Source organism: Exiguobacterium flavidum, assembly GCF_003344535.1.
Lineage (GTDB): Bacteria > Bacillota > Bacilli > Exiguobacteriales > Exiguobacteriaceae > Exiguobacterium_A > Exiguobacterium_A flavidum.
Map to the genome: position 1 here is coordinate 51246 of NZ_QPKS01000010.1, position 26618 is coordinate 77863.

Below are 26618 nucleotides of genomic sequence, written 5' to 3' on the forward strand. Positions count from 1 at the left end.
GATTGATGATTCGATGACTAGGGAGACGGTCAGTTATGTCTTATTGACGATTTTAGTGATCTTGATCATAGTCTATGTAATGATGATGCGAAGACGACCAAGCAAATAAGCCTCCTTCCTTGTCGCGAATAGACATGGAGGAGGCTTCATTTCGCATTACAAAAGACTGAATAGTTCGAATATTAATAACTTCAGTTACATAAATATTCATCAGTGGTCGGGAAAAAGAGGGCGTTTTTTGGAAAAAAGGGTCGGATTGAGCACAAAGACTATAGTGCTTTAGACCCTTTTTACTACAATTCAAAGTAAATCCCCTCATATATTCGTATTCGAATATTTATAGGGGGACTAAGGATATATGATGAGGATACATAAGAAATAAAAAATATTAGGAGGTTGATTCGGATGAACTTAAAGAAAAAAATTGGAGTTGCGCTTTGTGCAACAGCTATGATTATTGGAATGGGGACAGCCGTGGCTAAGCCTACTAAAGAATTACCATTTGAATTCTCAATCAAGAATGTGGCAGCGAAAGAACTTCCATTCGAATTTTCTGTTAAGCAAATAGCAAAGGAGTTACCATTCGAGTTCTCGATTAAGAATCCAACTGCTTAAAATAACTGTTACTCAGAAGCCGCTATCTCACCTAAGAAGAATGATTTATGGTCTAGAAGAATATGACTATACTCTGCAATTCCCATCAGATCGAACAAAAAATATGCATTTCTATAGGACTTGGCTATGGAGGAAAATTCGTGTTTAAGTAGTTCTTGGCACTCGCCCTTTTGGTAGAATAGCTGACCGAGCAGAGACATATCTTTATGATGAAGACTTTGTTCGATACCATTCTCTACAATTTCTAAAGCACGTTCTACTTTATTTAGCTTAAGTAGAATTTTTGAGAAATTATATTGGATACGAACTCTTTCAATTGAAAGTTCCTCTCCATCAAAATCCAGTTCTAATAATTCTTCATAAACATGATGGCTACGTTTGTAACTTTTATTCTCAAAATGAAGAATCGCAATAGCAGATTTTATTCTGATTATCATATTAGGTGAGTAATATTGCGTCGAGTACTGGTTTGATAACTGCTGTAATATGACGATACAGTTTCGATAATCTAATTTTCCTAATCTGTAGGCACTCAAATTATAATAATACTGAATCAAGAGGCTTAGTTCTGCGTCAAGGTTTTGATTTTCTATCAAACGATGCGCATCGTTATAGACTGATTGAAAATCCCCATTTCGGAAATGTACAAGTAAACGATCATCGAGATTACGAAGAGACTCTCTATAATTTGTGTGATCAAGAAAAGAAGATACTGGAACTTGCATTTTTCTAGACAAGGCGAATAACAAATCGACTGTCGGGGAATGGGTCCCGTTCTCGATCTTGCTGATTTCCGCTTGGCTGCAGATGCCGTTCGCGAGATCCTTCTGCGTCAACCGGTGTTTCTTGCGAAGCCGGCGGAGCGCAAGACCGATCGGGGGAGCATTGAAATGATCCATACGCTCAATCCTTTCTTCTGTAACGTAAGAAAATAAGGGTTGGAAGTCCCCACGTTCCATTATAGAAAACTTTCCAGTCAGAAAACAGTTGGTTTTTTCGGAAATAAGGAAAATTTTTCAAAAAGATTCGATTTTGAAAGGAGCAGGACAGATGACATTCACATTGATCGAACGACAACAAAAAAGCATCTCCTACGGATGGTGCTGGAATGCTGCTGCGACGGGGGTCGCTCCTTTGGCGAATCGGAAGATGGAACGGCTGGCAAAAGGGGAAGCTGTCCTTGAACGGACGGGTACACAGAAGGAGGAGGCGCGGAGATGAGCGAATCGCTTCAGCTCTCCTTGTTCCTCGGGATGATCGCGGTCGGCTTGATGATCACGATTGCTTTTGAAAGTCTTCTCGTGAGCGGGGCCGTCGCGTTCCTGCTCGTCACAGGAGGAGCGTTGATCGTTCATCTTGCTTATCCGGCCGAAGGGCCAAGAACGCGCCAGCAGTAAGTTGACAATCGCTCCATCCGGTCGTTTTCGGATAGGAGCTTATTTTTTTTCAAGAGGAGTGGCACGGATGATTGGATTTTCCTATCTTTACGAAACAGAAGGATGGCTGCATCATGTCGAACCGACACATGCGCTGCGCGATTTTTGCGAAGCGGAGCGCATCACGTTCGATCAGTATGACTTCAACACGAATACATTCCAAGACCTCGTCGATTATATGGAGTTCCAAGAGTTCGAGCATTACGTCTTCGTCTTGAAGGGGTCTGGCGAGCGCGTGCTCCGTCTCGTCGCCTACCTGCAACAGAAGATGCTCAGCGTCCAGTTCCATCTCGTCCGTGAGGATGGTGAGGTGCTGTTCGGGGATCCGCGCTTCCTGTACGGTCTCGATCTTCCGTTGTCGGACGACGATGTCGAGACTGCTGAACCGATCGAACTTCAAAATGCGATCATGTCGCTCTTCACAGGCGTCCATCCGGATTACCGGAAACGGCATCCGCAGCCGCTCCGCCACGTCTACGTGGAGGACACGTCGCTGCTCGAGACGGTTTCTCCGCTCTTTGAGGAGATGACGATCAACAGCCTGCTCTACGTCGACGTACCGGTCATCCATGACATGGCCGTCATCGACGTGATGAGCCGGACACCGGTCTTGATCGCCTTCGCTGAGGCGGCCGAAGGGGTGAAACAGGTATTGAGCCGGACGTCGCGGGTCGAATTGAGGGAAGACTTCAAGCGCTTCATTGCCACGGGTGTCGTCCGAAGCGACCGACAGGCGCAAGGGATGTTTGATTATGCGACCGCGGCTGGTCTGCCTGCGACCCATCGCCTGTTCTTCTTCCGCGACGGAGTATTCGGCGATCACGGAAAGACGATGCGACTCTCGGACACGGTGCTTGACGCGACGCAACTCCAGGATCGTCAGCTCGGACGCATCGAGCCGCTTGACGCCCTTCCGTTGCTCTCGCTCTATCCATTGCTCTATCAGCTCGCTTCCGCCTTTTCGTCCGAGAGTTCATTCATCACGGCATACTCGAGAGCGGCGTTGCCTCCGCTCGAACATCCGCTCGGACCGTGCATGATGATCGGGATCGAGAACGGGGAAGGATGCTTCGTCTTCGAGCTTGCGACGAACCGGCTGTTCGAGACGAATAAGACGTTCCTGCTGATTCTCGAAGCGGACCAGAAAGAGCGATTCGATACTTTGCCAGAGCTGCTCGGGGAGACATACGAGTCGGACATCCAAACGTACAAGGAGATGATCTACCATGGATAAACCGCTATTCGGACCATTTTCACGAAAAGGCAGCTATTCGCGAGTCGAAGTGATCGACAGCGTCTTCGCGGACCGACGATTCACGACGCTCTTCCAGGAGGCGATCCATCCGACGGAAATCGACGACCTGACCCTCTACCGGCGTTACTTGAAGAAGGGTGAGAGGGTGTTGTTCTACGGTGCGCTCGATGCCGAAGCGTTCAATACGCTTTGCGGTGAAGGCTACGACCTCTACATGGTCGAGTCGGAGACGGAGCTTTGCGCGAACGTCGATCCGCGCTTCCGCAATCGGATCTACGGCTTCAGCATGGATGTCGTCGACTGTTTCGGTGAGCATGCGTTCGAATCGCTCGTCTTGCCCGGTACGAAGATCTCCTGTTATTCGCGCGGCGAGCTGCTTCTGTTCTTGCGCCGAGTCGGACAGCTGCTGACGACTGAGGGGACGATCCTCTGTCATATCTGGAACGCCTCCCATGTCCGACGGGTCGCGCACAACGTCGGTTCCCGTAGGATCGACGGCTGTACCGTTTTCTACGGCAGTCAGGTAAGCGGCGATCAGCTGATTTTGAATCTCTATTTGAAGGACCGGAACAGGGAGAAGGTCGGGTACGCCGTCCAGCATCTGTATGAAGCGAATGCCTTGATCGACCTGGCGCGTCTCTGCTCGCACGCGGGACGGACGCTCTATACGGGAGATACCGTCACCGTCCTCGAATTTCAGCGGATTTCCTGAAGCGGCACACGCCGCTTTTTCTGCGAAAAGAGTTTCAAAATGGAACAAAAAGGATAAAGTGTCAAGAGGGGCCTGTTCTACATATCCAACGTCCAGTTGCAGCGGTCAGCGCTTAAATAGGAGATCAGACATGGAGAACCACACGGAAAATCACCGCGCGTTTGAGCAGGTTTGCCTGCAGTTCGTCGAGTTGGTCGTGCCAGAGGATATGCTCGACTTCGTGAATGAACAAACTGTAGTGGATGTGTTCCATCAAAGTGTGTACCAACGTCTCTATCAAGGAAAGCGAAGTCGCGTCAAGCTGAGCTTCGTCCGTCAGTCGCATGGGCGCCACGAGCGTGTCTTCCTGACGATTCGGGAGCTTGATGCCCCGCACTACGAGGTGCGGGCGGAAGGTGTCTTCCGGGACGGGGAAATCTGGCTCGATCATGTCAGGAAATGAACGAAGAAACGCTGGTCCGTCCGTCTGCTGTCGACGGATGGATCAGCGTTTTTTCAGGTTCATTCGATTTCGGCGATCCGGACACGGTTCGAACCGATCACCTGCATCGCATATTTGTCGGATGAAGTGTATTTCCCTTGCGGAAGATCGAGCTGCAATTCGAGCGACCGGTAGGACTCTTCAGGCAATGAGACGTTCGTCCAGTCGATGGCGATGACCTTGTCGTCCTTCAAGATGAAGAAATGGTTGCCGTAGAACAGATAAGTATGAAGCGAATCCTTCAACTCCTTGCCCGGCGCGCCTAGCGATTCCGCAAGCTCCGCCTTCGACTTGCCGAACCAGGATTCGACCGGAACATCGGTCCAGGACGTATCAAGCCGCTCGCTGACGAAGTCGAGGATGGCAGAATCCGTTGTCGCTTTCGCCTCGAGTGTGTCCGTCGTCGCGCTCTTCGCGATGAAGCCGGCTTGTCCATTCGGTAGCGTCAGCTCGAGGACGTCGCCTTCTTCCTTGACTAATGTGTAACGGTCACCGAAGTCCGCCTCATAGAGCGCGGTCGTCTGCTCCGCATCACTGAAGATCTGGGCGTTCGTCGCCGTGATGTAGATGACCGGCGTCGTTTCAGGTTCTGCTGCCGGCGCCTCCTCCGATTCTTCAGTCACTGCAGGTTTTTCCGTCTCGCTCTGCTCCGGTGTCGATGTCGCGATCGTCTGGAGCTTCTCCACCCCGTCATAGCGATCGAACAAGTATGTCCCGAACACGCCGAGGAGGAAGAAGAGAGGGAGCAAAAGGTATTTCGGATGGAAGCGGCGTTGCTTCGCCTCCGGAAGCGGTACATGCTTCCTCTTCGTCTTCGCTTTCGTCTTTTTGCGCTCCTGTCTGCTGCGTTGACCCGTCTCCGCCACGATCGGATAGCGGGAGACGAAGGAATAGAACTGCTCGATTTCCGGATCTGGAAGCCCGTCTTCCGTCCATGCAGCCCAGTCGCGCCGCGAGATGAGACGTGTCCGCCATGCGCCGGTCGGCTGCTGTCCTGTCAGGTGCACGGCGATTTGGCCTAATGAGTAGTGCGCCTCGACCAGGTGACGGATCCGTTCCTGCAGTCGCTTCGTCCCGGGATCGTGCTCTTGTTGAAAAGGATCGGTGCTTCTTTCCATGGTCATCCCCCTAAATGCTTCGTATATCACAAATTATGTCATACAGAAGGGAGGATGATAATGGGATTTGCCATCTTTTAAAAACTGGCGCGCGGGCGATTCACGAGCGGCCGGCAATCAAAAGTGCCTGGTGGAGGTGATGAACGATTTCTCGTCTTTGTTCGGATGAGATCAAACGCCCGTCAAAGAAGGCGTTTGGTGCCAAGGTGAGATTGACCATCATGTCCTCGAGCAGGCGACGGTAGTCGACCGGTTTCTGCCCGGGGGCGTTCTCGATGAATTCCTCGATCGTGGGGGCTGTGACGTAGTTCGGATCGATCAGAAGTTCGGGGGTCGTATGGAGAGCATAGGCGAGGCGTTCGATCGTTCTTTCGGGTGGCATGCGTTGTCCGCGCTCGTAGGCGGAGATCGCCATCGCCGTCTCTCCGCAAAGTTCGGCGAGACGGTTTTGCGTGTATTTGTGCTGCTTACGGAGCAGTGAAATTTTTTTGCCGATCACTTCAGGCATATGCTTCTCGTCCTTTCTTTCTCTAGTCGAGAATAATACTATTTTGCCAGTTTCAATTCTGGCGAAACCTCCTGGCTGCAACTATTGACCTATCGTAGGAGCGCTTGACGTCCGAATGGCGGATTCTGAAAAAACCGTTGACCCTTCTCAGAGGAATGAAACGTGATTGAAACATTCCTTCGTTACAATGGCGAAAAGATGAGGAGGGGTGCAGGGATGCGAAAGTTGGTTGCCGGAGTGGCCGTCAGTATGATGTTGGCTGGGGAAGCAGGAGCGGCCGAGAAGGCGGTCATCGAGACGAAACCGGCCCAGTCGTTCGGTGCGCTCGTCGCAACGCAAGGGAAGATGCGGCCCCTTCCTCAGACACCTGTGACGTTCGGAACGGTCGAGACGCGGTGGAGAAGCGCGAGCCGTGCCGAGTACGTCAAGTACATGAACCCCTCCTCTTTCAAGAAGGGATCGAATGAATACTATCAGTTTCTCGACCTTGCGAGGCCGGCCGGAGTCGACGTTAAAGCCCTCTCGTCCCTCCTGAAAGGACATGGCGTGTTCGCACGAAAGGGTAACAAGTCCGGTGCGGCCTTCAAGAAGGCGGCGGAGAAGGAGAAGATCAACGAGGTCTATCTCGTCTCGCATGCGCTGCTTGAGACCGGATACGGACGTTCGAAGCTTGCGAAAGGCATCCGTGTCTCGCGCGTGGGCGGGAAGTACGTCCCGCCGCGCGTCGTCTACAACATGTTCGGAATCGGGGCGCTCGACCATGATCCGTACCGGCTCGGGGCGGAGCGGGCATACAAGGAGAAATGGTTCACGCCGGAAGCTGCGATCATCGGCGGAGCGAAATATGTCGGACGCGCCTATATCCATCATCCGGTCCATCGGCAGAACACGCTCTATGAGATGCGGTGGGATCCGGAAGAGAGGGGAGAGTTCCCTCATCAATACGCGACCGACATCGGCTGGGCAGTCAAACAGGCGCGCAGGATTGGTGAGCTCTATGCAAAGCTCGACGTCGAGACCGTCCGCTTCGAGGTGCCGAAATTCCGTTGAAGACGCTGAGGCGTCTTTTTTTGTATGGTGAAAAAATCTTGAGGGGTCGCGATGATCTTTGCGGGAAAGGAACAGCAAGAACTGACGGAAGGGGAGGGGACAAGATGGAACGGAGCCGAACGGGAAGCAGGAGTGCGGCGAAAAGGATATACGACAATGCGATGATCGTCCTCGTCGTGACGCTCGGCTGGTTGGTGTTCAGCGGCGCGCCGACCTATCGGGATTTGATCGATCGGCCGACAAGGGAGCAGCTCGAAGTGGCCGAGGAGAGACGGGAAGAGCTTGCGGGACGGGTAGACCGGCTGAAGGAGAAGAACAGAGAGCTGACAGCGGAGATGATTCGGGCGGAGAACAAGGTCGAGAGCAAAACGGTGGACGTGCAACGGCTGGAACAGGACGTCATCGACCTCGAGACGGACCTTGCCCGCGAGCGCGAACAGAGCGACGTCTTGATTGAACGGCTCGCGAAGCGCGAGCAGGAACTCGACGAGCTGAAGGACGAGTTGGCGCTGCTCGCTGCCTATTCGTCCGGGTACGCGGACGCCGAGGAGGAGATCGTCCCGCAAGAGGGCACGGACGATGAGGTCTTCGAGGAGTCAGAGGGCGACATTCATGAAGAAGGGGCGTACTATGAGACATGCGGCGATTTGAAGTTCGATCATCCGGACGGTGTCGACATGACGCATCCCGCGTACGCACCGCATCTCGACCGGGACGATGACGGCTACGCCTGCGAGTGATAGTATGGAAGAAAAAAGGGGGAATCCATCCTTGAGAAGAATACCATGGTCCGGATACACGACGCTGCTCGTGCTCGTCGTCTTATGGATCTCGAGTTCGATGACCTATGAGAATCAGACGATCAAGCCGGGCATCGAACAGTACATACCGCTTGACTGGGTCCGTCATCTGGAGTGGATCCGTTTCACCTATGAGACCGAGGTGAGCGTCGACGCGCTCGGACGCGCCGGATTCATCGAGTTCCTGATCCGGAAGCTCGCCCACCTGTCGACGTTCTTCGTCCTCGGCTTCTCGCTGATCGATTTGACGAGGCGAGCCGTACCGAGCTTCGGCGTCGCCGTCCTCTTCGCCTACTCGCTCGCCGTCACGTTCGCCGTCTTCGACGAGTTCCATCAGATTCTGACTGGCGGGCGGACGGGAATGATCGAGGACGCGCTGCTCGATGGCCTCGGTGCGCTTGCCGGCATCCTGGCGTACAGCCTCTTCTTCCGTAGACGGAGAACCGACAAGCTGAAAATCCGAGTTTGATTCAGCTTGTTAGTTTTCGAGCAGAATCGGGTACAAATACCTAATCAAAAATGTTTGACCGCTTTCCATGGTGCTTCAACACATTCGAACCGAGAAGGAAGGAACCGTTATGGAGACGACCATCATGATCACGAGTGTCGGTCGGCGCTCGAAGCTCGTCGAATATTTCAGGGATGAAGTGATGGACGGAGGAAAGGTGATCGCGACAGATTGCAACGCCCTTGCCCCTGCGCTCTATTTCGCGGACGGCCATCACCTCGTCCCGAGGATCGACGACGAGAAGTACCTCGACGCCCTGCTTGCGATTTGCCGTGCCGAGAACGTCACCGCAATCCTTTCCTTGATCGATCCGGAACTGGCGTTTCTCGCCGGGCATCGCCACGCGTTCGAGGAGCTCGGCGTGACCGTGCTCGCCCCGTCGAAGGAAGCGTGTGACCTTGCCTTCGACAAGTACAGTCTGTATGAGAAGTGTCTCGAGAACGGCATCCCTCATGCCAGGACCTACACCGACCTCATCTCGTTCGAAGAGGCATGTGCGCATGGCGAGATCGACTTCCCGGTCTTCATCAAACCGCGGACCGGCAGCGCGAGTCTCCACGTCAACCGGGCTGAGACGCTCGAAGAGGCGAGGCTGCTGTTTTCTGCGCACGACCAGATGATCATCCAGCAATTCATGGATGGGCGGGAGATTGGCGTCGATGCCTACGTCGATCTCCTGACAGGCGAGGTGACATCGATCTTCGCGAAGGAGAAGCTTGCGATGCGGGCGGGCGAGACGGACAAGGCGAAGTCGGTCAAGAGCGACGAACTGTTCGACCTGATCAGACGGGTCATCAAGATGGCGGATTTGAGCGGCCCGCTCGACTTCGATCTGTTCGATGTCGACGGTGTGCTCTATCTGTCTGAGATCAATCCCCGCTTCGGCGGCGGATATCCGCATGCCTACGCGTGCGGCGTCAACTTCCCGCGGCAGATCATGCGCAACCTGAGCGGGAAGGTCAACGAACCATCGATTGGAGATTATGCGGAGAACATGTATATGGTCAAGCACGATTCGATCACCATCATCCCGGAAGCTGCACTTATCCCGAAAAAGAAGATTCGCTGAACACAGCAAAGGAGCCCTCGCATTGGTAGCGAGAGCTCCTTTTTTCATGTTCACGAACGGACGGACATGTTCCGTCTGAGGCAGTGGACGGCTGACGTCCAGCTGCCGAACAGGGCGTTGATCGTCGAAGTCGACGGGACGGATTTATTCTCCGCCCACTTGCGATAGTGGATGATGTTCAAGGCAGGAAGCTCGGCTTGCGCGGCGCGGAGCGCTTCGAGGACGTCCTCTTCCGCCCATTTGCGGCGGGGAGGCGCGATGTCGAGACACGTCAAGGCATCGATCCACGAGCCGTACTTCCGGGCGATCGTCGCTACCGTCGGATGACCGTTCTCCTGCGCCCAGACGGAGTACGTCTGGGTCGTCAGTTTCGGCAACGCCTCTGAAGCCTCGAGCAGCGCGTTGATGATCCGCTCCTCGGTCATGCAGATCGAGCGATTCATCTCGATCTGGGCTTCCTCGAGCGCGCGTGACCAGGAACCGAAACGGAGATTGATCAGCGTCAGCGAAGGGCCATGATGGTTCTTCGCCCATTCACGGTAGCTGTTGCTATGGAAAGGTTCGAGCTTGAGGGAGGCATCCTTCAAGAAGCGAAGGATGTCGTCGTCTGAAAAATAGGGACGGATCGCGGAGAGACCTGCCGCGTTCAACGCTTCACGCCAAGAGCCGAATACGTTGATGATCGTCGTGATCGAAGGCACCTCGCGTCCGAGCGACCATTTGGAGTATGTCTTCGCGTCGAGCGCTGGATGGTCGGCGCTCGCTTGCACGAGACTATCGATGACTTGTTGTTCAGACCATTTCTTCATGCTAGATACCCCTTTCATGTCGTCGTAGTTCTTCATGGTGTGTGGGATACTTCCGGACGGTTGATGTCTTCCGACGGATTGGGAGCGTCGCGAACACAATCAGGCTGAGCCAGATTGACAAGAAGCCACCGGGGCGGGCGAGTACACTCTCCGAAAACTGGAGGAGGACGAGCCATGTGGCCATGATGAGCAAGAAGACCGTGTAGCGGTCGGGCGATAGCTGATAGAGGCGATACGATTTCCAAACGATAAGGGCGAAGGCTGCCGTGTAGAGAAGCAGGCCGACGAGACCGAGTTCATAGAGCCAGACGATCCAGGAGCTGTGGAACGTATAGAGCTGGCCGATGTTCGGGACGAGCTGATCGAGTGCCGCTTCCGAGGAACCGATGCCATGCCCGAACACGAGCATGTCCTGAGCGCCTTCGAGCCCGGCCCGCCAAAGCGAACCGCGGCCGTTCAAGTCGAGGACACGGACGATGAGTCCCGAATCGCGGACGAGCAACGAGGCGAGGACGAGAGCGAGACCGGTTCCGTAAAGGATCGTCACGGTCTTGCGGACCTTGTCGTTTCGGATCATCAGAACGGAAGCGAGAAGCAACAGGATGCCGAGTGAGTAAATGCCGGTCTGAGAATATGTCAGGAGCATCGCGAACGCGATGACGAGGAGCACTCCGCCGTACAGGAGGGCAACGCCATAGCTTCTCTTCGACAAATAGTGATGGAACTGAATGAAAGCGAACGAACCGCCGGGCGTCAGCCAGGCAGCGAGCGTATTCGGATTGTTCGTCAGGCTCGCGATGCGGACGAAGTAGTCAAGTTCGCCGATGTAGAGCTGTTTCAGGACGAGTGGACCGAGTGTCAGGATTTGAAGATTGTCGATCGGTACATAATAGGAACTTTGATGGACGGCAAGGCCGTAGATGGAAAGCAAGAATGCTTGTAAGAGTAGGGCATGTGCGAAGAAACGATGCCAACGTTTGAATTCGGAGAGGCTGAGCGTCGCAAGCATGAGGACGAGCCCCATGCTCGAAGCGAGTAGAAAGAGTGCGAGTGCCGCGTCGGAATCTGCGCGCTTGAGGAAAAACAGCGTGTGGACCGTCAGATAACCGAGCAACGCCGCGACCAGATAGGTTGAACGCGTACGGTTCGGGAAATAGAGCGGACGTCGTGACAGATAGAACATCAAGAACAGAAGTGGAAAGATGATGAGCAGCAGCCGGTTCAATGTATCCGGGATCACCTCGTCGGTGAAACGGAGCGGGCGGGTCCATAAGTCGGCCATCATCCAGATGGAAAGGATGAATAAGACAAAGGACTCACGTATATTGACGGTTTTTAACATCATTACTAGTCTTCATCCACCCTTCTTATAGGACTTATTGCCGAATTCACAATATTTTAATCGTTAAATTTGTTTTTACCCAAGAAAGTTAGCTGTTGAAAAGAAAAATCGTCACAATTTCATGAATTATCTTGATTTCTTTTCGTGAATTATCTCATTTTGATGAAACGATATACATGTGTGAACTCATCATACGATAGTGAACCATCTGTCATAAAAAAAATAATCATTCCCTCGAAGCTCTAATTGTTTTGGAAGTCGTTTGGAAATAAGGTTTAGTCATAACCAAGTCATATCCAGATTGTTCTGTCATTTTTTCAGGAAATGAGGTGAATCGGTATGAGTCCGACGAATCAGAAGAAGTCGCTGCAAGACCATTTAGCGATTCTTCGGAAAGGCTGGTGGATCCTCGTATTATCCAGCCTCATCTGGGGAGGTGTCGCGTTCGCCGTCAGCAAATACGTGATCCCGCCGACCTATCAGGCGACGGCCTACATCCTGGTCGCGCCGCCGACACAAGAAGGGAACACCACGACGAACTCGACGGCTCTCGTCAGCACCTATCAAGACATTTTGCGAAGTCCCGAAGTCATCGACCAGGTCGCTCAGAAGATGGGGGTGACCGACAAGCGGCTCTTCGACCTGACGGACCGCCTGATGGTCTCGAGCAATCTCGACTCCCAAGTCATCGCCTTGTCCGTCAAGGACCGCTCGGCAAGCCAGGCAGCGATCCAGGCGAACATGATGACGGAAGTCTTCCAGGATTACCTTCCGAGCCTGATCAAGACGAGCAACATCCAGACGTTCTCGACAGCCCGGATCCCGACTGAACCTATCTCTCCGAACATCCTCTTGAACACCCTGCTCGGCACAGTCCTCGGCCTCCTGCTTGGCGTCCTAATCGCCTACTCGCGTTCACTCGCGAAGAAAACGACGAACGCTCCAGTCGTAAGCACGGAATCTTCTATGGAACGAAACATTCAATCCGTCGTCAATCGATCCTGATGGGAAGGAGTTTGCACTATGCAGTCGCTCAATCATCTAGACCGCTACCGGCGGCACATCAAGGTCACGGCACTTCGCGTGACAGATTCCCTCATCATCCTGGGAGCGACGATCGTCACCTTCCTGTTCTTCAACCCGGTCAGCCTGATCGGGGAGAGGGTCGGCTGGGTCGTCATCCTCGAAGTCGCACTCGTCCATACGCTCGCCTTCATGGCGCTCGCTTATTGGATGCGTTTCTACCAGATCGTCTGGCGATATGCCTCGCTCCGTGAGGTCTTCATCCTGACGACGGTCGTCGGAGGCAGCAGCCTCGTCCTCGTCGGTCTCGAGTATGCGCTGTTCGATTTCGCGATCGAACGTGCCGTCTTCCTCCAAGCCGTGCTCGTCCTGAACGGCGTCGGTCTCATCCGCCTGCTGATTCGCGGACGGCACCTCCAGCAAGTCAAGGCGAAGCGGCGAAACGGCACCGGGAAGCGGACGCTCATCATCGGTGCCGGCGCCTCCGGCCAGATGATCACGCGTGAATTACGCCAGAAGAAGTCGCACATCCTGAATGCCGTCGCACTTCTCGACGACCAGACGGAGCTGAAAGGGATGATCATCCACGGCGTCCCGGTCGTCGGTACGATCGATCAGCTCGAACAGGTCGTCGCCGATTGCCATATCGAGGCGGTCGTCCTCGCGATCCCGTCGCTCTCACACGCGAGAAGGATTGAAATCCTGAACCGGATCAAGCAGACGAACGTCGAGGCGCACACGCTTCCGATGCTCGTCGAACTGGCGTCTGGACGCGTCTCGGTCAATGAGATCCGGGAAGTGTCGATCGAGGATCTGCTCGGTCGCGAGCCGGTCGAACTCGACATCACCGGAATCGAGAAGGAAGTCAAGGGAGCGACGGTGCTCGTCACGGGCGCCGGCGGCTCGATCGGTTCCGAAATCTGCCGTCAGCTCGTCAAGTTCCAACCGGCCCATCTGCTATTGCTCGGTCACGGCGAGAACAGCATCTACAGCATCCGTCAGGAGATGGAATCGCTCGGAGGAGGCGTCGCCCTCCATTCGGTCATCGCCGACATCCAGGACGCTGAGCGGATGCGTGACGTCATGGAGACTTGGAAGCCGGACCTCGTCTACCATGCGGCTGCCCACAAGCACGTGCCGCTGATGGAGGACAACCCGTCCGAGGCGGTCAAGAACAACATCCACGGAACACGCAACGTCGCCCGGGCGGCTGAACAGGCCGGCGTCAAGCGCTTCGTCATGATTTCGACCGATAAGGCGGTCAATCCGACGAGCGTCATGGGAGCGACGAAACGGATCGCTGAGATGGTGATCCAGCAGCTCGCCCGGACGAGCAAGACGAAGTTCGCCGTCGTCCGTTTCGGCAACGTCCTAGGCAGCCGCGGATCGGTCATCCCGCTATTTAAGGCACAGATCGCAAAAGGGGGTCCGGTCACGGTGACGCATCCCGAGATGACCCGCTTCTTCATGACGATTCCAGAGGCGAGCCGGCTCGTCATCCAAGCGAGCGTACTCGCGGATGGCGGAGAGGTGTTCGTCCTCGACATGGGGGAACCGGTCAATATCACATCGCTCGCACGGAACCTGATCCACTTGAGCGGGTTTACGGAAGAACAAATCCCGATCGTCTACCAAGGCATCCGCAAGGGTGAGAAGCTCTACGAGGAGCTGCTCGCTGAAGGGGAGGTCCACCCGGAACGCGTCTTCGACAAGATCCTCGTCGGACAGACGCGCCCGTTCGGGACGGTCGATCCGATCCTCTCCCAAATCGAAGGGATGCTGCTCGACGCGGAAGCGCTCAGCGCGTTCCTGCTCCACATCACGAACGCAAGCGAGGTCCAGCCGCAAAAGCGGACTGCGACGGTGACACCAATCACACGACTCGCACAGGAATAGGGGTGAATCCAGTTGAAGAAGCGGAGCCAGATTTCCCGATTCAATCTCATCTTCATCGCCGACACGGTCTACTCGTTGCACCAGTGGGTCATTCTGACGCTCCTCATCAAGTGGAGCACCCCGCTCAACCTCGGACAGTTCAACTATGCGCTCGCGCTCACGGCACCGATCGTCATGTTCTGCTGGCTGAACGCGAGCACGATCCTGACGGCTGAACGGGCGGGGCTCGCGAACTTCCGCCTCTTCATCCGGACGCGCTTCTCGCTTTTGACCGTCGGGGCGCTTCTCCTCGTCATCATCTATCAGTTCTTCGGCAAGGAAGGAGTGTTCCTCGTGACGCTCCTCGTCTACCTCAACAAATACGTGGAATCGTTCGCCGACCTTGCCTACGGCTTTCTGCAGGGGCACATGGCGTTCCGTGAAGTGGCGATCTCGAAGATCATGCGCAGCACGATCAACGTCATCGGTGCGGCGACTGCGCTGTTCCTCGGCCACTCCGTCGTCTGGTTCGTCACGGCGATGATCGTCTCGAATCTGATCATGCTCTTGATCTACGATCTGCCGACGGTCAAGCGGATCGGAAAAGGTTTCGTCAGTCAGCAACTCGACACACGCTACCAGTCACCGAAGTCGCTCTTCCTCAGAGCATTACCGCTCGGTTTCGTCGCGTTGCTCGTCTCGCTCAACGCGAACATCCCGCGTCTGTTCGTCGGACAGAAGCTCGGTACGGCGGAGCTCGGCTACTATGCGAGTATCGCCTATCTGCTCGTCCTCGGCAGCCTGTTCATCCATTCGCTGATCGCCGTCCTCCTGCCGAACTTCTCGTCTGAGGACGGGGAACGTCAGGCGTTGCCGGCGCTGCGGAAGCTGACGCGCTCGATGTTCGGGGTGACGAACGTGATCGGCATCCTGCTCATCTTCTTCTCCTACCTGTTCGGTGAATGGGGGCTGACGATCCTCTACAATGCCTCGTTCGCAGAATACAACACGATCTTCGTCCTGATGATGGTCGCGGCCCTCTTCTTCTATAACTCGACCGTCATCCAGGCGCTGCTCACCGGTTTTCAACAGTTCAGGATCCAATCGATCGCCCTGTTCGTCAGCGTCATCATCAACGTCGTCGCCTGCAGCTTCCTGATACCGGCGTACGGTCTGTACGGGGCGACGATCGCCTACGCGACATGCGCGCTCTCGCAGATCGTGATGATGGCACCGGCGCTCTGGCAGTCGCTCTACCCGCGCAAACGCGTCGTCGCCATCGAACAGAGCAGTTGATCTTCCGAGAAAGGAGGTTTGGAGTATGGCTCCCATACTAGTCGTCATCATCCTCGAGGCGCTGTTCAGTTTCGTGTTTCGTGACATGTTCCCAAGCGGCGAGGTCTATGTCGGCTTCCTGATCGTGCTGAACTCCGGCCTCTTCCTGCTCTATCTGGCACGCCGGGCGGATACATCGCAACTGTTTCTCGTCTTCGTCCTCGCCTTCCTGTTCCGGCTCGTCCTGATGGTCATCGACCTCGAAGTGGCGCGCCTGTTGCCGCACAGCGGGGACGACACGGAGGCGTTCCATACGGAGGCGCTCAACATCTATATGGATCCGACCTACTTCAGCGAGGCCCTCCGCGGCGTCTACTCGAAGTTCCTCGGCATCTTCTATCTGCTGTTCGGGCCTGAGCGGATGCTCGCCCAGTTCCTGAACGTCATCCTCGGCGTCGTCTCGATCGTCATCTTCTCGAAGACGCTGATCCAACTCGGGACGTCGGAAAAGGTCGCGTTCCAGTCGACCGTCATCTTCGCCTTCTTCGTCCAAGGCCTGTTGCTCTCACCGATCCTGCTTCGGGATCAGCTGGTCGTCCTCGGCATGACATACACGGTCTACTATATGATCCGCTGGGTCAATGTCAGAAGCTTCTCCTCACTCATCTATGCCTACCTTTCCTACATGGTCAGCACCGTCTTCCACTCCGGTCTCGCAGTCGGCATCGGCGTCTTGATCCTCTTCTTTTCCTTCTACAGCCATGAACGCGCAAAGATGCACTTCGATCCGTACAAGGTGCAGCGGATGATAGTCCAGTTCCTCGTCATCGGCTTCGTCGTCTTCAGCTTCCAGGACGTCCTGCTCGCGAAGTTCACCCACGTCACGGAGAACGAGCTCCTGTTCAGCGGGATGAGCTACGATCGGGGCGGATCAGCCTATCTGAACGGTCTGACCGTCGCGGGTCCGCTCGACATGATCCTCTACTCGCCGCTTCGGATGGTCTACTTCCTGTTCTCGCCGTTCCCGTGGCAATGGACGAGCGTCATCAACATCGGCATCTTCGCCGTCGACGCGCTCCCGTATCTCGCGCTCAGCGCCTTGATCCTCTTCCAGTTCCGGAGCTTGAAGGAACATCCCTATGCAAGCGTGTTGCTGTGGATACTCGTCCTCTTCATCGTCAATGCCGCCATCTTCGGACTTGGCACCGGCAACGTCGGGACGGCGATCAGGCACCGCTACAAGATCTTCCCGCTTCTCCTCATCGTCTATACGTCGATCTATTACATCCGCTATCATGCGCTCACTTTCAAGGAGGTCGAACAACGTGCCGAATAAGACGATCTTGATCACCGGCATCGCCGGATTCATCGGATTCCACGCAGCCCGCCGCTTCATCAAGGAAGGATACCGTGTCGTCGGACTCGACGAAGTCAACGCTTACTATGATCCTTCCTTGAAGGAGGCGAGACTCCTTGAGCTCGGGTACGACAACTACACATTCTACCGCGTCTCGCTCGAAGAGGCGGAAGAGGTGAAACGAATCGTCCGGGACGAACAAATCGACCTCGTGCTCCATCTCGCGGCACAAGCGGGCGTCCGTTATAGCCTTGAGCGTCCGGACGTCTACATCAGCTCGAACATCAACGGCTTCCTCTCGATTCTCGAGGCATGCCGGCACCATCCGGTCGAACAGCTCGTCTATGCTTCGTCGAGTTCGGTCTATGGTGCGAACCGGAAGATGCCGTTCAGCACGGAAGACGGCGTCGATCATCCGCTCAGCCTGTACGCAGCCTCGAAGAAGGCGAACGAGTTGATGGCCCACACGTATTCGAGCCTCTATGGCATCAAGACGACCGGACTCCGCTTCTTCAGCGTCTACGGTCCCTGGGGGCGACCGGACATGGCGCTCTACCTGTTCACGGAGGCGATCAGCAAAGGGAAGCCGATCGACCTGTACAACTACGGCGAGATGGGACGGGATTTCACCTACATCGATGACATCATCGAAAGCATCTATCGCCTGTTCCAGACGGAGCCGGAAGCCGATTCTTCATTTGATCCTGAACACCCAGTCCCAGACCGGAGCTTCGTCCCGTACCGTGTCTTCAACATCGGCAGCCACAGCCCGATCCGCCTGAACGAGTTCGTCGAGCTGATCGAGAAGCGGCTCGGCAAGCCGGCGCTGAAAAATCTGATGCCGATCCAGGCAGGGGACGTGCCGGAGAGCTTCGCCGACGTCGCGTCACTCTTCGAGACGATCGGTTACCGGCCACAGACGCAGGTCGAGGACGGGGTCAACGCCTTCATCGACTGGTACGAGGCCTATACGGCCCGGAGCGAAGTGAAGGAGGAGATCATCGATGGGACTTAAGGAGGACATCTACTTCAGGTCACCCATCTTCGTACAGAACATCCTGACGTCGGTCTACGGGAAGAAATTGATGCGTGAACGGTACGGTGAGACGTATGAACGGATCATCGGGGAACTGCGGACGAAGGGGAAGGTCGACTACCGCGAAGAGCAGCTCGAACGTCTCAACACGTTCCTCATGTTCTGCCAGCTCCATAACGAATACTACCGCGACCTTTTCATCAAATACGATATCCGCCTGCCGCTCCAGTCGCTCGACGAGCTGAAGGAAATCCCGGTACTCGAGAAGGAGACGCTCCGGACGTTGAACGAGTCGTTCCTCTCTCGGATCGACGCCCCGCTTCATGGGCGGACGGGCGGGACGAGCGGGAAGTCGCTCCAGGTCGCCTTCACGATCGAGGACATGCAGGAGCGGATGGCGCACCTCGATTTTTTCAAGGAACAGCACGGCTTCAGGAAGGGGATGCGACGGGCGAGCTTCACCGGGCGGACGTTGACGGCGATGAATCAGAAAAAACCGATCTTCTGGCGGACGAACCGCCCGCTCAATCAGCTGCTGCTGTCGATCTTCCACCTGACCGATGACAACTTCCCGGCCTACATCGAGAAGTTGAATGCGTTCCAGCCGACTGCGATCGACGGGGCCCCGTCCGGAATGGCGGAGCTCGCCCAGTACATGGTCGACCATGATATCCGTTTCACCTTCCGGCCGCTCGCGATCTTTCCGACTTCCGAGACGGTGACGCCGGAGATGCGAGAGCTGATCGAGCGCGCGTTCGGAGCAGAGCTGTTCGACCAGTACGCCTCTTCGGAAGGAGCGCCGCTCATCTCGGAATGCCGCAATCATAAACTTCATCTTCACCACGAGACGGGCATCGTCGAGCCGTACGGAGAGGAAGGGGAGGTGCTCGTCACGTGCTTCACGACGAGGGGAACACCGCTCATCCGCTACCGGATCGGTGACCGGATGACGCTGACGGACGAGACCTGCTCATGCGGATTGAACGGACCGGTCATCGGATCGATCGATGGACGGGGGACCGGCTACATCGTCAGCGAGGCACGCGGAAAGGTGTTCGAAGGGGACTTGACGACGATCGCGCGCGAACTGCCGAACTCGATCCGGCGCCTTCAGGTCGAGCAGTTCGCGAAGGACGAGGTGACGCTGAGGTACGTCCCGGACGAACAGCGCTTCCTCCCGAATCACGAGAAAATCCTGCTCCGCGAGATGCATCACCTGTTCGGACCCGAGATGAAAGTGACGCTCGAGCCGGTCAGTCGAATCCCGAAGGAGCCGAACGGAAAAATCTTAGTTGTCAAACAATCGATGACAGTATAGGAGGAGATTCATCATGAATAAGGCAGTCAAACAAATCGCTGAATCCGTAACTGCATCCACACCAGGAACTCTATCCATTGCCAACCGCTCGATCGCGGTCGTCGGTCTCGGATACGTCGGCCTGCCAGTCGCCGTCGCATTCGGCGAGAAGGTGAACGTCGTCGGCTTCGACATCAAGGAACAGCGGATCGAGGAACTCCGTAATGGCATCGACGCGACACTCGAACTCAGTCCGTTCACGCTCAAAGGAGCGGACGTCACGTACTCGTCGGAAGCGTCAGCGCTGCGTGACAGCGACTTCATCATCATCGCCGTCCCGACGCCGATCAATGCACAGAATCAACCGGACCTGACACCGCTCCTCCGGGCGTCGCAGCTCGTCGGATCGCAGCTCCAAAAAGGAGCGATCGTCGTCTATGAATCGACCGTCTACCCTGGCGCGACAGAGGAGGATTGCATCCCGGTCCTCGAAGCGGCGTCCGGTCTGAAGGCAGGCGAGGACTTCTTCGTCGGCTACTCGCCGGAACGGATCAATCCGGGGGATCAGGAGCACACGTTCAAGACGATCAAGAAAATCGTCTCGGCCCAGGACGAGAAGACACTCGACATCGTCGCCGAGGTTTACGAGGCGGTCGTGACGGCAGGCGTCCATCGCGCCTCGTCGATCAAAGTCGCGGAGGCGGCGAAAATCATCGAGAACACCCAGCGCGACTTGAACATCGCCTTGATGAACGAACTGGCGATCATCTTCGACCGGATGGACATCGACACGCTCGAGGTGCTCGAGGCGGCAGGGACGAAATGGAACTTTCTTCCGTTCCGTCCGGGTCTCGTCGGCGGCCACTGCATCGGCGTCGACCCATTCTATTTGACGATGAAGGCTGAAGCTCTCGGTTATCATCCGGAGGTGATCCTCGCCGGACGCAGGATCAACGACACGATGGGGCGCTTCATCGCGACATCTCTCGTCAAGACGCTGATCAAGCAGAACATGCCGGTCCTCGGATCGCGCGTGACGGTGCTCGGTCTGTCGTTCAAAGAGAACGTCTCGGACATCCGCAATTCGAAGGTCGCCTCACTCGTCCGTGAGATCGAGGAGTTTGGACTCGAGGTCCAGGTGACGGACCGTCTCGTCAGCAAGGAGGAGGCATGTGCGGAGTACGGCATCGAGCTGGTCGACCCGAACGAGCTGAAACCGGCGGACGTCGTCATCTTCGCCGTCTCGCACGAGGAGTACGTCGAGGGCGGATGGGCGCTCGCTGAGCACCTCCTGAAGGTCGGACGCGGCGTCGTCATCGATATCAAGGGCATGCTCGATCCGGAGCAAAAGCCGAAGGGGGTCCACCTATGGCGCCTTTGAAAATCCTCCAGGTCTGTGCGCTCGACACGACGGCGGAGACGATGCTCCATCCGCTCCTGTGCGCCTTGCGCGACGCGGGGCATGAGGTGGGTGTCGCCTGTGCGGACACGGGAGCGCTCGCGACGCTCGGCGCGCAAGGCTTCACGATGTACGACATCCCGATCGAACGACGGATCGACTGGACGAGCAACTGGCGGACGGTTCGCGCGATCGTCGACATCCTGAGAGACGGCAACTACGACGCCGTCCACGTCCACACGCCGGTAGCGGCGGCGCTCGGACGAATCGCGGCGAAGCGGGCCGGTACGAAGCACGTCCTCTATACGGCGCATGGATTCTATTTCCATGAGCGGATGGGGCGGATGACATACCAGCTGACCTATTCGATCGAGAAGTGGCTCGCCCGCTTCGCGACCGACTGGCTGCTCCTGCAGAGCGCAGAAGACTATGAACTCGCGGCACGCAAGCATTTCAAGTCGAAGAAGAATCTGATGCATCTCGGCAACGGGATCGACCTGACGCGCTTCTATCCGAAGGCGCGACAGGAAGGCGAACCGTTCACCTTCCTGTTCGTCGGCCGAATCGTCGCTGAGAAAGGGATCCTCGAACTGCTCGAGGCGTTCTCGCGGCTCGTCAAGGCGCATCCTGAAACGCGCCTGCTGATCGCGGGCGAGATGATGGAGAGCGAACGGGACCAGACGACGAAGGACATCTTCCTCGAGCGGATCGAAACGATTCCGAACGTCGAGTATCTCGGCTTCGTCGCCGATATGCCGCAACTTTTCCACCGTGTCGATGCATTCGTCCTCCCATCATACCGGGAAGGCGTCCCGCGTTCGATCATCGAGGCGATGGCGACGGCGAAGCCGGTGCTTGCGACGAACATCCGCGGCTGCCGGGAAGAGGTCGTCGACGGCGAGACCGGATACTTGTTCGAGGTACAGGACGCTGAAGCATTACGTGAACGGATGGAACTCCTCGTCCGCGATCCGGAACAGGCCCGAAAGATGGGCAGAGCCGGGTTCGACCGGGCCATGAAGCATTTCAACGAAGCCGACGTCATCCGGCGTCAACTCGATCTATTCTCCACACTCTGAAGGAGGCGAACGTCGTGAAACGCGCTTTTGACTTCTCACTCAGCCTTGTGCTGATCGTCCTGCTCGGACCGGTCTATGTGATCATCGCGGCCCTCATATACTTGAAGCTCGGCCGTCCGATCTTCTACGATCAGGTCCGCCCCGGCTACAAGGGCGAACTGTTCAAAATCTACAAGTTCCGTACGATGTCGAACGAGACCGACGCGAATGGCGAGCTGCTGCCGGACCTCGAGCGGCTGACTCCGCCGTTCGAATTCATACGGCGCCTCAGCCTCGATGAGATTCCGCAATTTTTCAACATTCTGCGCGGACAGATGAGCTTCGTCGGTCCCCGTCCGCTCCTCGAGAGTTACCTTCCTTATTATTCGAAAGAACAGATGAAACGGCACGACGTCCTGCCCGGTTTGACCGGCTGGGCGCAGATACACGGGCGGAACGACACGACGTGGAGCGAACGTCTCGGACGCGATCAATGGTACGCCGAGAACCAGTCGTTCCGGCTCGATCTCTATATCATCTGGAAGACCATCCGGATCGTCCTGAAGTCTGAAGGCAACTCGACTCAGGCGCAGACGGAGATGGGGGAGTTCCGGGGACTGGACGGAGGGAATACGCATGAAATCGCTAAGCACTGAGTCCTTCATCCATGATCGCGAGACGTGGGACGCCTACATCGCCCTGTATGGTCTCGATGTCTATTACGAATACGACTACATGCAAATCGAGTGCGGACCGGAAGACACGGTCGAGATGTTCGTCTACTCGACCGGCCCCGGGATGCTGCTCTACCCCTACTTGAAACGTTCGATCCCGGACAGCGACTACTTCGATATCGCCACCCCTTACGGATATGGCGGACCTGTCTTCCTCGGTCTCTGGTCGCAAGAGGAGGTGCTTGAGGTGCGTGATCTCTTCGTCGCCGCCTGCAAGGAGGCGAACATCATCACGGAGACGATCCGTTTCCATCCGCTGCTCGAGAACGCGGAACAGGCATCGGCCTGGGTCGACGTCTGCCGCCCGGTCCAGCCGACGACGGCCGTCAACCTGCGCCGGCCGCTCGACCACATACTGGCTGAGATCGGCAAGATGACGAAACGCAACATCAAGAAGGCGGAACGCGACGGCGTGACGATCCGAAAAGCCGGTTTCGAGGAGCTCGACACGTTCATCGCTCTCTACTGGGAGACGATGGACAAGCGCCATGCCGAGGAACGCTACTACTTCGACCGTTCCTACTTCACCCCGTTCTTCCTGAGCGACCGGATCGATGCGGAGTTCCTCTTCGCCGAACGCGAAGGAGAGGTCATCGGGGCATGCTTCGTCCTTTACAGCCCGAAGTATGCGCATTACCATCTCGGGGCATCGTCCCGGGCGAACCTCGCTTATCGGCCGAACCACCTCCTCTTCCGTGAGATGATTCTCGAGGCGCACCGCCGCGGCAAGGATTTTCTGCATTACGGTGGCGGGGCGACGGCGAGTCCTGAAGACAGCCTGCTCCTCTTCAAGAAATCCTTCACGGGTAACCAGGAAAGCACGTTCTATCTCGGTGAGTCGATCATCGATCCGGCCGGATACGAGCAGATCTGTCTCGAGTTCGCCCATCGCTATTCAGGCACTGAAGCCTCGACCTGGTTTCCGCTCTATCGCACACCGATCAGTCGTCTGTCACGTAAAGAGGAGGAATCGCTGTGAATGCCAAAATCCCATTGTCGATCCCGCATCTCAGCGGTCACGAAGCGATGTACGTCCAGGAAGCGCTCGATTCGAACTGGGTCGCTCCGCTCGGACCGAACGTCGAGGCGTTCGAGGAAGGAATGCGCAACTATACGGGTGCAGGAGCGGCACTTGCGACGAGCAGCGGTACGGCCGCGATCCATCTGGCGCTCGTCGCGCTCGGCGTCGAGGCGGGAGACACCGTCTTCTGCCAGTCACTGACGTTCATCGCCTCGACGAATCCGATCCGATACGTCGGTGCGACCCCTGTCTTGATCGATTCGGAGAAGAAGACATGGAACATGTCGCCGGTCGCACTCCGGCGGGCCCTGCTACAGGCGGCGACACGCGGAAAGCTTCCGAAGGCCGTCATCGTCGTCCATCTCTACGGCGTCGCGGCTGATATCGGGGAAATCGCGAGGATCTGCGAGGAATACGGTGTTCCGCTGATCGAGGACGCGGCCGAGTCGCTCGGGACGACCGTCGACGGCAAGATGACAGGCACGTTCGGCACGTTCGGCATCTATTCGTTCAATGGCAACAAGATCATCACATCCTCGGGCGGAGGAATGCTCGTGTCGGATAAGCCGGAGTTGATCGAACGCGCGCTCTACTTCGCGACGCAGGCCCGTCAGCCGGTGCTCCACTATGAGCATACCGATGTCGGATTCAACTACCGTCTCAGCAATGTCTCAGCAGGCGTCGGGCGGGGACAGCTCCTCGTGATCGAGGACCGGGTCGAGGCGCGGCGCAAGATTTTCAAGCGTTATGCAAGGGCATTCAACGGGCTTCAGGCGATCAACTACCAACAAGAAATCGAAGGCAGCCGAGCCAATCGCTGGTTGACAGCGCTTACGCTACCAGAAGGGGGAAAAGGGGAGCGGGATCGATTGCTCACTGAACTGGGCAGTCGGGGAATCGAAGCACGCCCTGTCTGGAAACCGATGCACTTGCAACCGGTCTACCGGGATGTCACGTTCGTGACCGAGGAAGGGGAGGACGTCAGCCGGACGTTTTTTGAAGAAGGGATTTGTTTACCATCGGGATCTCAGATGAGCTTCGGACAACAGGCGACCGTCATCCAAGCGGTCAGACAAACCTTATCGGCAAACGTGCGGCGGAACGTTCAAATCTGACGAGAGGAGGCACTGTCATGCGTGACATGGATGAAGCCGTCGCGGCCCTCCGACTCGCAGCTGCTGAGATGAACGAGTTGACCGCGAACGCCTACTTTCGTTGGCAACGGCACTCCAGTCATCCAACAGTCGCAGAAATACTGGAATTGTTCGGGTCCTGGCAGATTGCGCTCGAACGTGCCGGAGTCGGCGGACAGCGCATCGCCTATTCGAAAGTCGAGGTCATCGAGGCGCTTCGGGCTGCCAAGGAGGAACTCGATCCCTTCACGAGCGTCACCTATCGCGACTGGGCGAGAGAGCATGAAGCCCCATCGCTGACCGATATCGTCCATCATTTCAACTCCTGGCAGCAAGCGCTGTTCGAGGCAGACATCCTGAAGGAACGGACGCAGCAGATGGAACATAAGATCATCCAATCGCTGCTCGAAGCCCACTCGACCCTTCCGCTCCTGACGAGTCAGACCTACACGAAATGGGCGATCAGACACAACCGTCCGACCGTTGCGACGATTGCCCGCAGATACGGCTCATGGACGAATGCACTTGAGATCATCGGGATCGAACCGCCGCGCAAGCGGTGGGGGGAGGAGGATGTGCTCTTCGTGCTCGTCGAGGCGGAAGCGGAGGTCGGACCGCTCAGCATCGTCAAGTATCAGGCATGGGCAGAAGGACGGGAAGTACCGAGCGTCGGCACGATCAACGCCTTGTTCGGGGGATGGCGGACAGCGCTCGCGACGCTCGACCAGTTCAGGAAGGAAGCTTAGGCTGGCGTCTCATCATAAAACATCATGAGTCGGGGAGAGAACAATCATGAAAAAGTGGAAATGGATCCTACTCGTCATCGCAGCAACGTTTCTCATCGTGCTCTTCGGCTCAGGCGGTTATGTGTATGAAAAGACGACCAGTACGATCGAGGAAATCCAAGTCCCAGTCAAGGCGACGGGCGACGAGGAGGTCGATCAGGAAAAACCGGTCTCCTTCCTCCTGCTCGGGGTGGATCAGCGCGCGAATGAAGCGGGGCGGAGCGACACGATGATCGTCGTCACGGTCGACCCAAAGACGAACGAGAGCAAGATGCTCAGCATCCCGCGCGACCTGAAGACGGAAATCGTCGGGATGGGGACGGAGGACAAGGTCAATCACGCGTTCGCGTTCGGCGGACCGAACATGGCGATCGAGACGGTCGAGAACCTGCTCGACATCCCGATCAACTACTACATCGAAATCAACATGGCCGGCTTCATGGCACTCGTCGACGCGGTCGGCGGCGTCACCGTCGACAATGCGTTCGCCTTCTCCTATTACGAGATGCAGTTTCCTGAAGGGAAGATCAAGCTCGATGGACGAAAGGCGCTGACGTACGCGCGCATGCGCTACGACGACCCGCGCGGCGACTTCGGCCGACAGATCCGGCAGCGACAGGTGATGATGGCCGTCGCCGAGAAGTTGACGAAAAACGTCTCGGTCGAACGCTTCAACAAGGTGCTCGGCGTCCTCGGCAAGAACGTCCGGACGAACGTCTCGTTCAGCGCGATGCGCAAGCTCGCCATGAACTACAATGAGGCGGCCCGCTCACTCGAGACGCTCCGGTTCGAAGGGAAGGGCGGGGTCGAGGCGGACGGCGTCTATTACTGGCATCCGGACCCGATGGCCTTGAAGGAACTGCAACAGACGTTGAAAAACAGCCTCGAATGAAAAAGACACCGTGCCCATGAGGGTACGGTG

At 56.3% G+C, this 26618-nt stretch carries 28 protein-coding genes; 23 read left to right on the forward strand and 5 right to left on the reverse strand.

Going from position 1 to position 26618, the window contains the following annotated elements; all coding sequences use genetic code 11:
• Positions 1-405 precede the first annotated feature (405 nt).
• Complete coding sequence (locus tag DFG60_RS10455) at positions 406-615, forward strand: hypothetical protein (RefSeq protein WP_114571717.1); 210 nt, start codon at positions 406-408, stop codon at positions 613-615.
• 8 nt (positions 616-623) lie between these two features.
• Here DFG60_RS10455 and DFG60_RS10460 read toward each other — a convergent pair whose 3' ends face one another.
• The gene (locus DFG60_RS10460; protein WP_114571718.1) at positions 624-1574 is read right to left on the reverse strand and encodes a helix-turn-helix domain-containing protein; all 951 of its coding nucleotides are present in this window, start codon (positions 1572-1574) and stop codon (positions 624-626) included.
• A 91-nt stretch (positions 1575-1665) separates the two neighbouring features.
• On the opposite strand from DFG60_RS10460, the gene DFG60_RS13655 reads away from it, so the two are divergent.
• From DFG60_RS13655 to DFG60_RS10480, 5 genes are all read left to right on the forward strand, one after another.
• Entirely contained in the window at positions 1666-1836 is a 171-nt protein-coding gene (locus tag DFG60_RS13655; RefSeq protein ID WP_157964530.1) for a hypothetical protein, read from the forward strand.
• Complete coding sequence (locus DFG60_RS10465) at positions 1833-2012, forward strand: hypothetical protein (protein WP_114571719.1); 180 nt, start codon at positions 1833-1835, stop codon at positions 2010-2012. The genes DFG60_RS13655 and DFG60_RS10465 overlap by 4 nt, the downstream gene beginning before the upstream one ends.
• Before the next feature lie 67 nt (positions 2013-2079).
• Entirely contained in the window at positions 2080-3285 is a 1206-nt protein-coding gene (locus DFG60_RS10470) for a hypothetical protein (protein WP_114571720.1), read from the forward strand.
• Positions 3278-4018: a hypothetical protein gene (locus DFG60_RS10475; RefSeq protein WP_114571721.1), complete on the forward strand. Its 741-nt coding sequence runs from the start codon at positions 3278-3280 to the stop codon at positions 4016-4018. The genes DFG60_RS10470 and DFG60_RS10475 overlap by 8 nt, the downstream gene beginning before the upstream one ends.
• Before the next feature lie 130 nt (positions 4019-4148).
• A complete protein-coding gene (locus DFG60_RS10480) occupies positions 4149-4460 on the forward strand; it encodes a hypothetical protein (RefSeq protein ID WP_114571722.1) in 312 nt (103 codons plus the stop codon).
• 59 nt (positions 4461-4519) lie between these two features.
• Here the strand turns inward: DFG60_RS10480 and DFG60_RS10485 are convergent, their stop codons facing one another.
• Entirely contained in the window at positions 4520-5617 is a 1098-nt protein-coding gene (locus DFG60_RS10485) for a hypothetical protein (protein WP_114571723.1), read from the reverse strand.
• 100 nt (positions 5618-5717) lie between these two features.
• A complete protein-coding gene (locus DFG60_RS10490) occupies positions 5718-6125 on the reverse strand; it encodes a helix-turn-helix domain-containing protein (RefSeq protein ID WP_114571724.1) in 408 nt (135 codons plus the stop codon).
• Between the two features lie 216 nt (positions 6126-6341).
• Here DFG60_RS10490 and DFG60_RS10495 point away from each other — a divergent pair, with 216 nt between their 5' ends.
• The 4 genes from DFG60_RS10495 (at position 6342) to DFG60_RS10510 (ending at position 9552) form a co-directional block, all read left to right on the forward strand.
• Positions 6342-7175 carry an N-acetylglucosaminidase gene (locus DFG60_RS10495; protein ID WP_157964531.1) on the forward strand — a complete coding sequence of 278 codons (834 nt, stop codon included), beginning with the start codon at positions 6342-6344 and terminating at the stop codon, positions 7173-7175.
• Positions 7176-7279: 104 nt separating this feature from the next.
• Positions 7280-7915 carry an excalibur calcium-binding domain-containing protein gene (locus DFG60_RS10500; RefSeq protein ID WP_114571726.1) on the forward strand — a complete coding sequence of 212 codons (636 nt, stop codon included), beginning with the start codon at positions 7280-7282 and terminating at the stop codon, positions 7913-7915.
• A gap of 31 nt (positions 7916-7946) precedes the next feature.
• Complete coding sequence (locus DFG60_RS10505) at positions 7947-8444, forward strand: VanZ family protein (RefSeq protein ID WP_232818695.1); 498 nt, start codon at positions 7947-7949, stop codon at positions 8442-8444.
• A gap of 109 nt (positions 8445-8553) precedes the next feature.
• Entirely contained in the window at positions 8554-9552 is a 999-nt protein-coding gene (locus DFG60_RS10510) for an ATP-grasp domain-containing protein (protein ID WP_114571728.1), read from the forward strand.
• A 50-nt stretch (positions 9553-9602) separates the two neighbouring features.
• Here DFG60_RS10510 and DFG60_RS10515 read toward each other — a convergent pair whose 3' ends face one another.
• Together DFG60_RS10515 and DFG60_RS10520 are read right to left on the reverse strand one after the other, a co-directional pair.
• Positions 9603-10361: a hypothetical protein gene (locus DFG60_RS10515; RefSeq protein WP_114571729.1), complete on the reverse strand. Its 759-nt coding sequence runs from the start codon at positions 10359-10361 to the stop codon at positions 9603-9605.
• 1 nt (position 10362) lies between these two features.
• Complete coding sequence (locus DFG60_RS10520; RefSeq protein WP_157964532.1) at positions 10363-11643, reverse strand: O-antigen ligase family protein; 1281 nt, start codon at positions 11641-11643, stop codon at positions 10363-10365.
• Positions 11644-12042: 399 nt separating this feature from the next.
• Between DFG60_RS10520 and DFG60_RS10525 the strand changes: the two genes are divergently transcribed.
• The 13 genes from DFG60_RS10525 to DFG60_RS10585 are packed head-to-tail and all read left to right on the forward strand — an operon-like array spanning position 12043 to position 26588.
• Positions 12043-12708: a YveK family protein gene (locus tag DFG60_RS10525; protein ID WP_114571731.1), complete on the forward strand. Its 666-nt coding sequence runs from the start codon at positions 12043-12045 to the stop codon at positions 12706-12708.
• An 18-nt stretch (positions 12709-12726) separates the two neighbouring features.
• Positions 12727-14622, forward strand: a complete 1896-nt coding sequence (locus DFG60_RS10530) for a polysaccharide biosynthesis protein (protein WP_114571732.1) — start codon at positions 12727-12729, stop codon at positions 14620-14622.
• Between the two features lie 12 nt (positions 14623-14634).
• Entirely contained in the window at positions 14635-15897 is a 1263-nt protein-coding gene (locus DFG60_RS10535; protein WP_114571733.1) for an oligosaccharide flippase family protein, read from the forward strand.
• Between the two features lie 25 nt (positions 15898-15922).
• Complete coding sequence (locus tag DFG60_RS10540; RefSeq protein ID WP_114571734.1) at positions 15923-17212, forward strand: hypothetical protein; 1290 nt, start codon at positions 15923-15925, stop codon at positions 17210-17212.
• Complete coding sequence (locus tag DFG60_RS10545; RefSeq protein WP_114571735.1) at positions 17202-18248, forward strand: NAD-dependent epimerase; 1047 nt, start codon at positions 17202-17204, stop codon at positions 18246-18248. Before DFG60_RS10540 ends, DFG60_RS10545 begins: the two co-directional genes overlap by 11 nt.
• Positions 18238-19587 carry a phenylacetate--CoA ligase family protein gene (locus DFG60_RS10550; protein WP_114571736.1) on the forward strand — a complete coding sequence of 450 codons (1350 nt, stop codon included), beginning with the start codon at positions 18238-18240 and terminating at the stop codon, positions 19585-19587. Before DFG60_RS10545 ends, DFG60_RS10550 begins: the two co-directional genes overlap by 11 nt.
• Before the next feature lie 13 nt (positions 19588-19600).
• Positions 19601-20947, forward strand: coding sequence for a nucleotide sugar dehydrogenase (locus DFG60_RS10555; RefSeq protein WP_114571737.1), 1347 nt, complete (start codon positions 19601-19603; stop codon positions 20945-20947).
• The gene (locus DFG60_RS10560; RefSeq protein ID WP_114571738.1) at positions 20935-22044 is read left to right on the forward strand and encodes a glycosyltransferase family 4 protein; all 1110 of its coding nucleotides are present in this window, start codon (positions 20935-20937) and stop codon (positions 22042-22044) included. Before DFG60_RS10555 ends, DFG60_RS10560 begins: the two co-directional genes overlap by 13 nt.
• 14 nt (positions 22045-22058) lie before the next feature.
• The gene (locus DFG60_RS10565; RefSeq protein WP_114571739.1) at positions 22059-22679 is read left to right on the forward strand and encodes a sugar transferase; all 621 of its coding nucleotides are present in this window, start codon (positions 22059-22061) and stop codon (positions 22677-22679) included.
• Complete coding sequence (locus DFG60_RS10570) at positions 22660-23736, forward strand: lipid II:glycine glycyltransferase FemX (RefSeq protein ID WP_114571740.1); 1077 nt, start codon at positions 22660-22662, stop codon at positions 23734-23736. The genes DFG60_RS10565 and DFG60_RS10570 overlap by 20 nt, the downstream gene beginning before the upstream one ends.
• 47 nt (positions 23737-23783) lie before the next feature.
• A complete protein-coding gene (locus DFG60_RS10575) occupies positions 23784-24893 on the forward strand; it encodes an aminotransferase class I/II-fold pyridoxal phosphate-dependent enzyme (protein WP_269801300.1) in 1110 nt (369 codons plus the stop codon).
• Positions 24894-24910: 17 nt separating this feature from the next.
• Complete coding sequence (locus DFG60_RS10580) at positions 24911-25657, forward strand: hypothetical protein (RefSeq protein WP_114571742.1); 747 nt, start codon at positions 24911-24913, stop codon at positions 25655-25657.
• Positions 25658-25703: 46 nt separating this feature from the next.
• Positions 25704-26588, forward strand: coding sequence for an LCP family glycopolymer transferase (locus tag DFG60_RS10585; RefSeq protein WP_114571743.1), 885 nt, complete (start codon positions 25704-25706; stop codon positions 26586-26588).
• Positions 26589-26618: the final 30 nt, after the last annotated feature.